The organism is Bradyrhizobium iriomotense (genome assembly GCF_018130765.1).
GTDB lineage: Bacteria > Pseudomonadota > Alphaproteobacteria > Rhizobiales > Xanthobacteraceae > Bradyrhizobium > Bradyrhizobium iriomotense_A.
Map to the genome: position 1 here is coordinate 684,511 of NZ_JAFCJZ010000001.1, position 13,700 is coordinate 698,210.

11 protein-coding genes are annotated in these 13,700 nt (G+C 64.9%); 1 reads left to right on the forward strand and 10 read right to left on the reverse strand.

Annotated features, from left to right (window positions below; translation table 11 throughout):
* Positions 1 to 45 precede the first annotated feature (45 nt).
* From JQ635_RS03270 to JQ635_RS03310, 9 genes are all read right to left on the reverse strand, one after another.
* On the reverse strand, positions 46 to 3,129 hold the full coding sequence (locus JQ635_RS03270; RefSeq protein ID WP_246583245.1) for an autotransporter outer membrane beta-barrel domain-containing protein: 3,084 nt from the start codon (positions 3,127 to 3,129) through the stop codon (positions 46 to 48).
* A 365-nt stretch (positions 3,130 to 3,494) separates the two neighbouring features.
* Positions 3,495 to 4,769, reverse strand: coding sequence for a TCR/Tet family MFS transporter (locus tag JQ635_RS03275; protein ID WP_211408407.1), 1,275 nt, complete (start codon positions 4,767 to 4,769; stop codon positions 3,495 to 3,497).
* Positions 4,766 to 6,148: a ribosome biogenesis GTPase Der gene (der, locus tag JQ635_RS03280; protein ID WP_211408408.1), complete on the reverse strand. Its 1,383-nt coding sequence runs from the start codon at positions 6,146 to 6,148 to the stop codon at positions 4,766 to 4,768. The genes JQ635_RS03275 and der overlap by 4 nt, the downstream gene beginning before the upstream one ends.
* Positions 6,149 to 6,198: 50 nt before the next feature.
* The gene (locus JQ635_RS03285; RefSeq protein WP_211408409.1) at positions 6,199 to 6,750 is read right to left on the reverse strand and encodes a hypothetical protein; all 552 of its coding nucleotides are present in this window, start codon (positions 6,748 to 6,750) and stop codon (positions 6,199 to 6,201) included.
* Positions 6,751 to 6,780: 30 nt separating this feature from the next.
* Positions 6,781 to 7,434, reverse strand: a complete 654-nt coding sequence (locus JQ635_RS03290; protein WP_211408410.1) for a tetratricopeptide repeat protein — start codon at positions 7,432 to 7,434, stop codon at positions 6,781 to 6,783.
* Between the two features lie 167 nt (positions 7,435 to 7,601).
* Positions 7,602 to 9,194: a class I adenylate-forming enzyme family protein gene (locus JQ635_RS03295; RefSeq protein ID WP_211408411.1), complete on the reverse strand. Its 1,593-nt coding sequence runs from the start codon at positions 9,192 to 9,194 to the stop codon at positions 7,602 to 7,604.
* A 71-nt stretch (positions 9,195 to 9,265) separates the two neighbouring features.
* Positions 9,266 to 9,850 carry an NnrU family protein gene (locus JQ635_RS03300; RefSeq protein ID WP_211408412.1) on the reverse strand — a complete coding sequence of 195 codons (585 nt, stop codon included), beginning with the start codon at positions 9,848 to 9,850 and terminating at the stop codon, positions 9,266 to 9,268.
* A gap of 69 nt (positions 9,851 to 9,919) precedes the next feature.
* Entirely contained in the window at positions 9,920 to 10,498 is a 579-nt protein-coding gene (locus JQ635_RS03305; RefSeq protein ID WP_211408413.1) for a hypothetical protein, read from the reverse strand.
* Between the two features lie 98 nt (positions 10,499 to 10,596).
* A complete protein-coding gene (locus JQ635_RS03310; RefSeq protein WP_211408414.1) occupies positions 10,597 to 12,219 on the reverse strand; it encodes a peptide chain release factor 3 in 1,623 nt (540 codons plus the stop codon).
* 160 nt (positions 12,220 to 12,379) lie between these two features.
* On the opposite strand from JQ635_RS03310, the gene sugE reads away from it, so the two are divergent.
* Entirely contained in the window at positions 12,380 to 12,694 is a 315-nt protein-coding gene (sugE, locus tag JQ635_RS03315) for a quaternary ammonium compound efflux SMR transporter SugE (RefSeq protein ID WP_211408415.1), read from the forward strand.
* Here sugE and JQ635_RS03320 read toward each other — a convergent pair.
* Complete coding sequence (locus JQ635_RS03320) at positions 12,687 to 13,694, reverse strand: inorganic phosphate transporter (RefSeq protein ID WP_211408416.1); 1,008 nt, start codon at positions 13,692 to 13,694, stop codon at positions 12,687 to 12,689. The genes sugE and JQ635_RS03320 overlap by 8 nt on opposite strands.
* Between the last annotated feature and the right edge of the window lie 6 nt (positions 13,695 to 13,700).

Sequence of the window (13,700 nt, forward strand, 5' to 3'; positions counted from 1 at the left end):
CACTTACAGGGGTGGAAATACACCGGAGCAGTATCCCCTCGGTCGCTACCAAGTATAGCGTGCCAGGCCCTTTCCGGCGAAGCTCGAGGTGACGCTTGAGAACTCACCCTCGAAGGTTGCCACGAGCGAGAACCCGTTCAGCCATCTCATTTCGGCTGTCGCGGAAGTAAGCGCAGCATCCCGCGCTGGCGACGCCCCGCCCACAACAAAGGATGCGCCTGGCAACGTCTGGAAGGTCGCGGCAATGCTGCGATCGGTGTTGTAGTCGTGTGCCCAGCCGAAGCGGCTGCGTAGGGTCAGGATCGAACTCGACCATGCAAACGACCTGTCGGTACGAAAGCCGAGTTCCGAGCGCGGCGACGTTACGTTCTTGGCGGCATAGGCCAGCGCAAAGGTGTTGGTGCCGCCAACGGCTTGTTCGGCGTAATTCGGCAGTTCGAAGCTTGTAAATTGCGCGGCGGCATAGGGTGTGACTCCCACACCGACCCATGGGCTGATGAAGCGATAGCCGCCTTCGAGACGCCCAGCCCACGCATTGGCGTTGAACTGCGCACGCAATTGGTCAGCGCCGGCAATCGTAACCGTCCGGTTGGTCGTGACGTCCTGCCAGCCATAGGCCAAAGCGGCCGAGACGTACGCAGCACCGGCCGCATGGAGGACATTTGCACCGGCCTGGAACAGGTCGGATCGGCTTGAACCAAGACCATTGGCGACAACGAAGTTGGTGCCACCGCCTGCGAGCGCGAAACCGACCTGTGTGAATGGTGAGATCCGGTATGCAGCGCCGACGGCCGCGCCGCCGATGCGGCTTGTAGCCGCATTCGATCCCTGTACCGCATTGCCATCGGTGGTCTGCGAACCGCCAAAGCCCGCGCCCCAAACCTGCCAGCGCTGGTCGAAACCGGCAGCCGCCGTTGCTTTGGTGATCATGGCATAGGCGTCACGTTCGGAGCCGGAGCGGCGGCGACCGCCGCTTGCATAGCTATCGACCGTCCCCTCGTCCTGAAATGAAGTCGCTGTCGACGCAATCCTATCCCGTCCTGCAGCCAATGGATCGGTCAGCAAATTGACGAACAGGCTCATTACGTCGAACGTCGTCTGCTGTGAGCCCGTCGCTACCTCGCCTGACGCCTGCGTCAGGTTTGCCGGAACGTTCCCGCTGAAGATGCCGCCATATGCGGCAGGCACGCTGCCGAAGGAATTGAACGCATGATCCAGCACGGTGGCGACCGCGCGCTGGTTCTTATTGAGGCCGGTGATTTGCGCAAGACCCGAGCCCAGAACGAGTTGTACCGTATTGCCCGAATATGTCAGCGAGCCGGAAATTCCGGTTGGCGTCGCCACGGAATCAAACCGGGAGCCGTTCAGCGTCGCAGCACTCAGGATGGTGTAGGGCGAATTGAATCGGAGGGTACCGTCGGCGAGAGCAACCCGGACCGTGCCGGCCAGCGTCGCCGCCCCCGTCACATTGGTGAGGTCGGAGGCGGACGACGACACCTGGACCAGGTAGGCCGAAGCGGCCGTGAACACGAGGCCACCCTGAACGGCAATTGTCCCGATCGAATTGCCTGGAGAGAGAATACCGCCGCTGACGACTGTGTTACCGACGGTGCCGATGCCACCGAGAGTCCCGCCGGCGTTGACCACGAGATTGTTTGCCGACGCGATATTGCCATTCACGATGAGCGCGCCGCCATTGACATGAATGTCACCAGCAAAGGTGCCAGTGCCGGTCAGCGTCCAAATCGAATCGCTCACCTTGTTGAAGTCACTGAATCCCTGATACTGGGCAGCCGCACCCAACGCGCTGACATCGAAGGTCGCGGCACCGCTGCCGCCAAGCTGGAACGTATCGCTGCCGCCGCCAAGCACGTTGCCGGTGATGACCGATCCAGGCGCGAGCGTGAGAACGTTGCCACTACCGGCAAATTGTATGGCGGCCGTCCCGCCGCTGATGGTCCCTGCATTGAAGACGGACGACCCGCCCATCCCCGCATAGATGCCGTTGCCCGCGAGGCCCGAGATCGCGCCGTAATTGATCACCGAAACGGATCCAGCGCTGGCGCGGACGCCGGTGTCGCCGCCACTGATCTGCGCTCCAGCATAGTTGGTCACCACCGCACTCGTCTCGGCGCGAATGGCGTAGCCAAAGCCACCGACACTTATGTTTCCGGAATTAACGACGGTTGCGACGCCATTGCTGGCATAGATCCCGTTGTTGATCAGGCTCGTGATCTGCGCGCCAACGCCATTGGTGACATTGACATCGGCAAAGGCATAGATGGCAGTGTAGTTGAGGCCGGCAATGGTCCCCAGGTTGGTAACGTTGGCAGAGCCCAGATTGGCCGCCATTCCACCGCTCACACTCCCACCGGCGCCGTTCGTCATCGTCAGATTGGCCTGCGCAGAGACTGCAATACCGGTCGTGCTCGAGATTGTGCCGTAATTTGTCGCCGTGATCGATCCGCTGTTGGTGCGGAGGGCATCCGTGGCACCGGTAATGGTTCCGGTGGCCGCGTTGGTGACGTCCATATTGCCGGTTGCCTCCAGACCATAGTTGGCGGTGCCGGTAATCGTGCCGGCATTGGTGACGTTCAACACTTGGTTGGCCTGGACGCCGCTTGTCCCGCCGGAAATCAGGCCGCCCGCAGCGTTGGAGACGATCCCCGTCCCGTAGGCAATGACACCGTAAGAGGTGCCGATGATATTGCCGGCATTGGTGACATTCCCGATGGCGGAATAGCCGGAATTGACGCCGAGATCGCCGGTGATGATGCCGCCGACATTGTTGGTAACCGTGGCGTTGACAAAGGCGAACACGCCAATGTTTGCGTTGCCCGTGATCGTGCCGGAGTTGACGACAGTCACACTGCCATTGTTCGAGCCGACGCCGGATGCGGCCGTGCCGGTGATAGTGGCGCCGGTATTGTTGGTGACGGTGACGTCATTTTGAGAGAAGACGCCGTTCGTTGCGCCGGTGATGTTTCCCGAATTGCTGACCGTCGCGCTGCCGATATTGATTCCGCTATTCGCGCTGCCTGTGACAGCGGCGCCGCTCACAACATTGATGGCAATACCGGTCTGATTGCCCGTCCCGTAACCGGCGGTCCCGTTCTGATCGGTCGTCATGCCCGAGCATGTAATGGTCGTGCCTGGCGGAGGATTGGGGCTATTGTCGGCCGCCGGCGAACAGGTCGCATACGCCCCACCCGTCAGAGCCAGCGTGACGGGAGCCGTGGTCGCGATTGCAGTGGCAACTCGCCAAATCAGCAAGCGCCGCCGAGGGAAACACCATATCCGAACCGGCAGGCGCGACATTTGAATGGCTTGCTTCCGAGGCGTCGGCCGCCCCGGCTTTCAATTGGAAAAAGAACGAATCAACAGATTTATTTAATCTGCTAAGTATCGCCGCCGAAAGGCTCCATGCACGTACGTCTGGCGAGATTCCGACGAATTGGAAATACTGTTGCGAATTGGCGACAGCCGCAACCGCCCTATTTGCTGCCACCAGCCTGGCAAGCGGATGCAACCGTCGCCAGCGCCCGCACCGCAATTGCGACACACACCACCATCAACACCGCCGCCAGCAAGAACGGCGCGCCGGGCAGATGCAGCGGCGCACTGGTGCCGATGAAATAGGAAAAGGTCAGCGTGAACAGGAACGGGCCGACGAGCTGCGACACGCTCTGCACGCTCGCGGTCGCGCCCTGCAGCTTGCCCTGCTGATCGGGCGCGACCAGCCGCGTCATCAGCGATTGCATGGCGGCCCCCGAGATGCCCCATAGCGACATCACGGGAATGCCGATCCAGAACAGCGGCCCGGTCGGCGCAGCCCCGAAGATCACGAAGCCGATCGCGCCACAGCACAGGCCGAGCAACAATGCCTTTCGCTCGCCAAGCACGCGCACGATCGGGCCGATGGCGAGCCCCTGCACCACCATGGCGCAGATGCCGACCATCGCCAGCGTCAGGCCCACCGTCTTGGAATCCCAGCCGTAGCGATAGGTCGCATAGAGCACGAAGGTCGAAGGCAGCACGACATGCGCGACCTGCGCGATAAAGTTGACGATCGAAAGCCCGGCCAGCGCTGCGTTGGAACGGAGCAGACGCAGCGCCCCGACAGGATTGGCGCTGGTCCAGCGGAACGGCGCGCGCTTTTCCGGCACCAGCGATTCCGGCAGCACCAGCAAGCCATAGAGCGCATTGGCAAAGCTCAGGGCTGCCGAGGCCCAGAACGGCAGGCGCGGATCGATGTCGCCGAGCAGCCCGCCCAGCGCCGGACCCAGGATGAAGCCGGCGCCGAAGGCGGCACCAATCCTGCCGAACACCGCCGCGCGCCGCTCGGGCGGCGTGATGTCAGCGATATAGGCAAACGCGGTCGAGATGCTGGCCGAGGTAATGCCTGAGATCACGCGGCCGATAAACAGCCACACCAGCGACGGCGCGAGCGCCATCAGCACATAGTCGGCGGCGAGGCCGAAATTCGACAGCAGCACCACCGGACGGCGCCCGAAGCGATCGGACAGCGCACCTAAAACCGGCGAGAACACGAACTGCATCAGCGCCCAGGCGGTGCCGAACAGGCCGAAGATGCGGGCCGCATGCGCGGTGTCGTTGTCGACGAAGCCCTCGATCAGCTTTGGCAGGACCGGCATGATCACGCCGAGCGCGATCATGTCGAGCAGGATGGTGACGAAGATGAAGGCGACTGCACCGCGCCGGACTGGCGCTGCGCCCTGCGCCATCGCCTCGCCGGCGCCGTCGCTCACGACGGCCGCTTGCGCTTGTGCGCGAAGGGATTGGCCTTCTCGCGCAGGGTGATGCGCACCGGCGTGCCCGGCAGCTCGAAGGTCTCGCGCATGGAGTTGGTGAGATAGCGCAGATAGGACTGCGGCACCGCATCGGCCCGCGAACAGAACAGCACGAAGCTCGGCGGACGCGCCTTGGTCTGCGTGATGTAATTCAGCTTCAGCCTGCGGCCGGACACTGCGGGCGGCGGATTGGCCTGGATCGCCTGCTCGAACCAGCGATTGAGCGCCGCGGTCGGCACGCGCCTGTTCCAGATCGCGTAGGCGTCCTGGATCGCCTGCATCAGCCGATCGATGCCCTCGCCCATCAGGCCCGAGACGGCGACGATGGGCACGCCCTTGACCTGCGGCAGCCAGTGATCGGCATCGCGGCGCAGACCCGAGATCGCGCCGCCGCCCTTGGTCTCCATCAGGTCCCATTTGTTGACGGCGAGCACGACCGCGCGGCCCTCGCGCTCGATCAGGTCGGCGATTCGCAGGTCCTGCTCCTCGAAGCGGTTCTGCGAATCCATCATGAGCACGACGACTTCGGCAAAGCGCACCGCACGGAGCGCGTCGGCAACCGAGAGCTTTTCCAGCTTCTCCTCGATGCGCGAGCGGCGCCGCAATCCTGCGGTGTCGAACACGCGGAAATCGCGCCCCTTCCAGTTGATCTCGACCGCGATGGAATCGCGCGTCGTGCCCGCTTCCGGGCTCGTCAGCAGGCGCTCCTCACCGAGCAGATGGTTGATCAGCGTCGACTTGCCGGCGTTGGGCCGGCCAACGATGGCGACCCGGATCGGGCGCGTTGCGGCCTCCTCCTCGGAGAGCGGCTCGTCGTCCTCGACCTCATCGTCATCGACGGGCTCCGGCATCAGCTTGGCGAGTTCGTCGTAGAGTTCGCCCATGCCCTCGCCGTGCTCGGCCGAGATCTGGATGGGATCGCCGAGGCCGAGCGCAAAGGATTCCATCGCACCGGCATCGCCGTGCTTGCCCTCGCTCTTGTTCGCGATCAGAAGCACCGGCTTGTTGGCCTTACGGGCAAAATCGGCGAAGGCGCGGTCGGTGGGCGTGAGGCCGATGCGGGCATCGATCACGAAGAACAGCGCGTCGGCCTGCGCGATCGCGGTCTCGGTCTGCTCCTGCATGCGCGCGGTGAGCGAGCCCTTGGCGCCCTCGTCGAGGCCGGCGGTGTCTATGATGATGAACTGGAGGTCGCCGAGCCTGGCCTCACCCTCGCGGCGATCGCGGGTGACGCCCGGCAGGTCATCGACGAGCGCGAGCTTCTGCCCAACCAGGCGGTTGAACAGCGTCGACTTGCCGACATTGGGCCGGCCGATGATGGCGATCGTGAAGGACATCGGTCATACGTGCGCTGCCGGGGCTGCGCCTGTCAATGCAGGTGGAATTATTAGCGCGAGAAGCTACCGCTCGGCATCGGCGCCGGGAAAGCGCCCTGCGATTGCTGCTGCGTGGTCTGGGTCGGTTGCGCCTGCTGGACCGGCTGATCCGGCGGCGGCGCGGTGGTGCGCTTGCGCACGATCTTCTGCTTGGGCGGGGGAGCAGCCGTGGGCGGCGCGGCCTCGGGCTGGGCCTCGCCATCGACCTCGCCGGCGGGCGCATCAGCCGGTGCTGCCGCAGCGGCCGGCTGATGGGTCTTCTTCGCCTTCGCACCCTTGGCCGGTTTGGCCGGCTCGGGCGGCGGCGGCTCGGCAGGCAGGGCCGCAACGGCAGGCGCGTTCGGATCCGGCTGCTGCTGCGCGCCCTTGTACATCTCTTTCGGGACACCCTGCTCGAGACCCGGAACGCCCTCGGGGAAGACCGGCTTGCGATCGCCCGGCAGCTTCTTCTTGGTGTCGAGGAAGTCGAGCATGTCGCTTGGATCGAAGCTGGAGCAGCCGCCCAGGACGCCCGTGAAGGCGATCAGGACGGCGGCTGCGATCAAGCGTGGCGTACGGCGCATATCGTATCTCGTCAGGTCAGAGAGCCGTCGTCAGCTTTTGGCGACGGGCGGCAACAGAGCCGCCAGCGCCTCGGCACGGGAACGCAGGCCAGGCGGCGTTTCGCCATCCTCGGCGATTGCGTCGAGCCATTTGCGGGCCGCGGTCATGTCGTTGTTGCGCCAGGCCGACAGCGCCAGCATCTCGCGCGCAGTATGGCGGAACGTCGATTTGGGAGTGGCGGAAGCCTCCAGCCGCTGCTGGATGTCGGCATAGGACGCGCTGTCGACCAGGAGGCCGGCGGCACGGATCCTGGCCATATCCTGCCATTCGCCGCCCACGCCGCGGTCGGCGGCAATGTCGTCATACATCTTGGCAGCCGCCTTGGGATCGCGGCTGGCCGCCTCGGCCGCAGCGCGCAGCCGCGCCAGGGTGCGATAGCCGAAGGGGGCCTTGGTGGCGAGCTCGGTGAAGGCGGTCTCGGCCTCAGCGTGCTTGCCCTGCTCGGACAGCTCGACGGCCTTCTCGAAGGCAGCGCCAGCCTCGGCGGCCTTCTGGGCCTCCAGATACTGGTAGCCGCGCCAGCCGCCGACGGCGGCCACGACCAGTACCATCAGGGCGATGAAGTAGATCGAATACTTGTCCCACAGCTTCTTGAGCTGTTCGCGACGTACTTCCTCGTCGACTTCGTCAAATAATTCAGACACTTATGCTAATCCCATGCCCGTCCGGGTGCGCGCGCCAAGGCGTTCGCGTCAGGAATCCCGTCCCCCGTGTGGCGGCGAGGTACCCTAACGATATGGCGGTGGCAAGGCAAAGCGAGCCCGATCAAGGCGTTAACCACCCGGTAGAAGCCCGGCAGCCACCTGCCCGCTCAGGTTCCCAAGCGCTCCCGGAGCTGCCGCTTCAGCACCTTGCCGTTGGCGTTGCGCGGCAGCGGCTCCGATGTGACCGCCATGGTCTCGGGGACCTTGTAGTCGGACAGCCGCTCGGCGCACCAAGCCCTCAGGGCGTCGCCGGCGATCGGACTGCGCGTCACCACAACGGCGTGGACGCGCTCGCCCAGCACCGGGCAGGCCCTGGCGACAATCGCGCTTTCGATCACCGCGGGATGACCCGCCAGCACGGATTCGACCTCGGCCGAATAGATCTTCAGGCCGCCGCGATTGATCATGTCCTTCTGCCGGTCGAACACGCGCACGAATCCGTCTGCGTCAACCGAGCCGAGATCGCCCGAGTGCCAGAAGCCGGCCGTGAAGCTTTCGGCCGTGGCTTTCGGATTATTCCAGTAGCCCTTGATGACGGAAGCGCTCTGGATCCAGAGCTCGCCGATCTCGCCATGTGGCAGCTCGCGTCCATCCGGTCCCATCGCGACGATGCGCGCGCCGGGACACGGCAGGCCGACGCTGTCGATATGGCTTGCCGTCAGTTCGCCCGGCATGATCGTCGAGGGCGACGTCGTCTCGGTCGCGCCGTAGCAGTTCATCAGGTTCAGGCCGGGAATCGTCGCCTTCAGCTTCTCGATGGTGGCGACCGGCATCGGCGCGCCGCCGAAACCGCCGATGCGCCAGCTCGACAGATCATAGCTGTCGAAATCGGGCTGCAGCAGGCAAAGATTGTACATCGCCGGCACCATCACCGTGTAGGTGACGCGCTCGCGCGCGGCGAGCTTGAGATATTCGGCGGCCTTGAATTCCGGCATGATGATCAGCGCGCCGGCGCAGCGGATCATGGTGGTGATGTTGGCGACGACGCCGGTGACGTGGCCGAGCGGCACGGCGGCGATGGAACGGTCCGCGCTCGTCAATTGCAGGCAGGACACGAACACCATCGAGGAATGGACGATGTTGCAATGGGCCAGCATCGCGCCCTTCGGCTTGCCGGTCGTGCCCGAGGTATAGAGGATCATCGCGGTGTCCTCTTCGCTCGTCTCGACGGGCGCTCGCGCCGGCGGATTGTCTGCGAGCACCGCGAAGCGCGACAGATTCGGATCGTCATCGACCGCGATGCGATGGATGACATCGGGGACATTCCGCGCCTCGGGCAGCCGCTCGGCGAGCCCCGCTTCGTGGATCAGGATCTTGGCACCGCAATCGGCGAGGACATAGGCGATCTCCGGCTTCTGCTGACGCGTGCTGAGCAGCACCGTGACGAGGCCCTCATGCGCGGCGGCAAACAGCAGCAGCGGAAATTCGATGCGGTTGCCGAGCAGGATCGCGACGCGATCGCCGCGCTGCAGGCCGAGCTTACGAAAGCCCGATGCGATGCGCGCAGCCTGCTCCACTGCCTGCCGCCAGCTCAGGCGGACATCGCCCGCGATCAGCGCTTCGCCGTCGCCATTACGCGCGCAGGCTTCCGCGATCATCGCCCAGAGGCTAGCCGGCCGGTCGCAGAAGGCCGGGACCACCCGATCGCCAAAGCGCGCCTCGAGGTGCATCGGCGGGATCTGAGAATGCGACCAGTCCATCGGAACGCCCTGAGCTTGTTGCTTTGTCACCTTCCGCGCACGGGTGCGTGAAGCTGTCTTGCGCTGATCGGCTAGACGCCCACGACGGGAACACCGATCACGACGGGATGGAACGCAAAAGCCAGCGCCAGATAGGCGACGACGCCCACTGCAACTGCGATCAGGTCATTGGTCACGCCGCCGACCGGAATCGGCGGGCCGCCGGCATCCTTGCGATGCTTCAGCGAGATGCGGTCATAGACCGCCCAGCCCAGGAACGAGCCGAACAGGATGATCGAGCCGAGATCGCCGTTGGCGAGCAGATGCGCGGCCGCCCATAGCTTGATGCCGGCCAGCATCGGGTGCTTCAGCGTCGCATAGATGCGGCCGCGCAAATAGGAGGCGACCACCAGGATGACCGCGGGCAGCATCAGCGCAAGCGTGATGTGCTTCAGCGCCTTCGGCGGATACCAGACGTCGATCCAGCCGGAGCTGCGATAATGCGAAAAGCCCCAGATGATCAGTGCCAGCCCCGCCAGCGAAGCCACGGAGTAGAGGAGCTTGTAGGTCCCCTCGCCCAGCCTCGCGATGGCCTGCCCGCGCGCCTCGCGTTTCGTCGTGAAAACATGGGCCGCGAAAAACAGCGCGAGCCCCAGGATCATGACCAGCAGACCCATGACATCCTCCCCTCAAGCAGCCCCCGCCCCTGAGGTATCATCGATTGGCCGATCGTCGCAACTGATGCGCTACTGACCGATCTGCCGGTTATCGACATAGCGGATCGCGATCGGCCGCCCGGCCAACGCGCCGCCGAGACCGCCGGTGAATTTCAGCGGCAGGCAGGCTTTTAGCGATGAATTGATCGCGTCAAGATAAGTCGTGCGGGTGGCGGCCGGAACGCCAGGGGTCGCAAAGGTCAATCGCGGCGGCCCGATCAGGCCGCCCGCCTTGTTGAAGCTGAAACGCACCGCCATCTGCATGCCCGCGCGCGCATTGTCCGCCGGCGGCGACCAGCAGGTGCGCAGCTCGGCGAAGAGGTCGCCGATGGTGTCGAGGTCGTGATCCGGCCTCCGGTATTTGGCGCGGTCGGCCTCGGACGGAACGCTCTCGATCGTGAGCTGGAGATTCTGGCCGTAGGGGTAGTCGATCTCGGGAATGCAGGGGCCGGGCTCGAGCGGGCTGCAATAGGAGGGCGTGCACGGCCGATAGTCGAGCACGCTGCACGGCTCGTGCGCGAACGGAATCGGATTGATCTGGCGTCGCTGCGCGTTGGCGGCGATCGTCGAGATCGTCAGCAAGAGGACAACAAGGATGCCGCGCCACATGGGGTGAGCTCGCAATGCCACGAGAAAAAATGGCATTGCCCATGAACGCGTCAAGTCCGCGCGCGTTCACATGCTCGCGCGCGAGCGGCAGGCGCGCCCTACCCCTTCTTCTTGACGTCCTTGACGTTGGTGAACTCGATGCCCTCGGCGCGTTCCCTGGTGTAGCCGAGATAGAACTCGTTCCGCGCGAGATATACGGGATCGCCGTCGACGTCATCGGCGATGCTCGAGGTGTTGGCGGCGATAAAAGTGTCGAGCTTCTTGCGGTCCTCCGAGGAGACCCAGCGCGCCAGCTGGAACTCGCTGACCTCGAACTCGACCGGCAGCGAATATTCCGCCTCAAGCCGCGCCTTGAGCACGTCGAGCTGCAGCGCGCCGACCACGCCGACTAGCGCCGGGGCGCCGTCGCGCGGGCGGAACACCTGCACCACGCCCTCTTCCGACATCTGCTGCAGCGCTTCCTTCAGCTTCTTCGCCTTCATCGCGTCGGTGAGACGGACGCGGCGGACGATTTCCGGCGCGAAGCTCGGCACGCCGACGAAGGTGAAATCCTCGCCCTCGGTCAGCGTGTCGCCGATGCGCAGCGTGCCGTGATTGGGAATGCCGACGACGTCGCCGGCAAAGGCCTCGTCCGCCACGGAGCGGTCCTGCGCGAAGAAGAATTGCGGGCTCGACAGCGGCATGCTCTTGCCGGTGCGCACCAGCTTGGCCTTCATGCCGCGGCTGAGCTTGCCCGAGCAAAGCCGCGCGAAGGCGATGCGGTCGCGGTGGTTCGGATCCATGTTCGCCTGGATCTTGAACACGAAGGCGCTCATGCGCGGATCGGTGGCCTCGACCTTGCGCTGGTCGCTCTCCTGCGCGCGCGGCTCTGGCGCGAACTTGCCGAGACCTTCGAGGAGATCACCGACGCCGAAATTGCGCAGCGCGCTACCGAAATAGACCGGCGTCAGATGTCCCTCGCGGAAGGCGCCGAGCTCGAACGGTTTCGAGGCCTCGGTGACGAGCTCGAGCTCGTCCTTCACCGCGGACACGTCGAGGTTGGCGTTGAGCTTGGCGAGCTCGGCGATCTCGATCTGCTGCGCCGCGCCGGTCTTGGCGCCGCCGCCTTCGAGCAGGCGCACGCCGCCATTGACGACGTCATAGGTGCCGAGGAAGTCGCGGCCGCGGCCGACCGGCCAGGTCATCGGCGTGGTGTCGAGCGCCAGCGTCTTCTCGATCTCGTCGAGCAGCTCGAATACGTCCCGGCTCTCGCGGTCCATCTTGTTGATGAAGGTGATGATCGGGATGTCGCGCAGACGGCACACCTCGAACAGCTTTCGGGTGCGCGCCTCGATGCCCTTGGCGGCGTCGATCACCATCACGGCGGAATCGACCGCGGTGAGCGTGCGATAGGTGTCTTCCGAAAAGTCCTCGTGGCCCGGCGTGTCCAGCAGGTTGAACACGAGACCTTCGAACTCGAAGGTCATGACCGAGGTCACGACCGAGATGCCGCGTTCGCGCTCGATCTTCATCCAGTCCGAACGCGTGTTGCGCCGCTCGCCCTTGGCCTTGACCTGACCGGCGAGATTGATGGCACCGCCGAACAGCAGCAGCTTCTCGGTCAGCGTGGTCTTGCCGGCGTCGGGGTGGGAGATGATCGCAAAGGTCCGCCGACGCGCCACCTCGGTGGCAAGCGGGGAACGGGCCGGCGATTCGGCTGCGGTGGTGGCGATGTCGGACATGGCGGGAGCGTTTGGCAGGGAAAATGGGCTGGATCAAGCCTGATTTGGTGATTGCGGAGCCCTCCGGCCAGCCCCATATCGCCGTTTGGGAGGGACGGCCCTCCTATCCCACCAGCATATCAAGCCGCGGGGACGACCCTGCCGTGAATGGAGGGTCGTCATGGCCTGGAGCATCCTGTTCGTCGCCGGCCTACTCGAGATCACCTGGGCGATCGGCCTGAAATACACCGAGGGGTTCAGCAGGCTTGTTCCCTCCGTCATCACGCTCGCGGCGATGGCGGGCAGCGTCATCCTGCTCGGAGTTGCGCTCAAATCGCTGCCCGTCGGGACGGCCTATGCGGTCTGGACCGGGATCGGCGCGGTCGGCACCGCGACGCTCGGCATCATCCTGTTCGGGGAGCCGGCTACCGCCTTCCGCCTCGCCAGCATCGGACTGATCGTCGCCGGCATCATCGGGCTGAAGCTCGTCACCTGACGAAGATCTTGACCGCCCACCAGGTCAGCGCGGCGACGATCGCCGAGGCCGGGATCGTGATCACCCAGGCATAGACGATCGAGCTTGCCACGTTCCAGCGCACCGCCGAGACGCGGCGCGCCGCGCCGACGCCGACGATGGCGCCGGTGATGGTGTGGGTGGTCGAGACGGGAACCCCGAGGAAGGTCGCCATGAACAGGGTCGCCGCGCCCCCCGTTTCGGCGCAAAAGCCCTGCATCGGCGTCAGCTTGGTGATGCGCAGGCCCATGGTGCGGACGATGCGCCAGCCGCCCATCAGCGTGCCCAGCGCCATCGCCGCCTGGCAGGACAGCACCACCCAGAACGGCACCGAGAAGTCGCTGCCGAGATGGCCCTGCGAATATAGCAGCACGGCGATGATGCCCATGGTCTTCTGCGCATCGTTGCCGCCATGGCCGAGCGAATAGAGCGAGGCGGAGGCGAATTGCAGGATGCGGAAAGCGCGATCCACGGCAAAGGGCGTTGAGCGCACCGAGAGCCAGGACACGATCGCGACCAGCATCATCGCGAGCAGGAAGCCGACCAGCGGCGACAGCACGATCGCGAGCACCGTCTTGGTCAACCCGCTCCACACCGCCGCCGAAATCCCCGCTTTCGCCATGCCGCCGCCGACGAGGCCGCCGATCAGCGCGTGCGAGGACGAGGAGGGAATGCCGAGCGCCCAGGTCACGAGGTTCCAGACGATGGCGCCGACGAGGGCCGCGAAGATCACCTGGGCATCGACGATCGAGGGATCGATGATGCCGGTGCCGATGGTCTGGGCGACGTGCAGCCCGAACACCATGAAGGCGACGAAATTGAAGAACGCGGCCCAGAATACCGCGAATTGCGGCCGCAGCACGCGGGTCGAGACGATGGTCGCGATCGAATTGGCGGCGTCGTGCAGGCCGTTCAGGAAGTCGAACAGCAGCGCGACGGCGATCAGTCCGACCAGGACGGGAACACCCAACGCAGCATCCACGGCGAG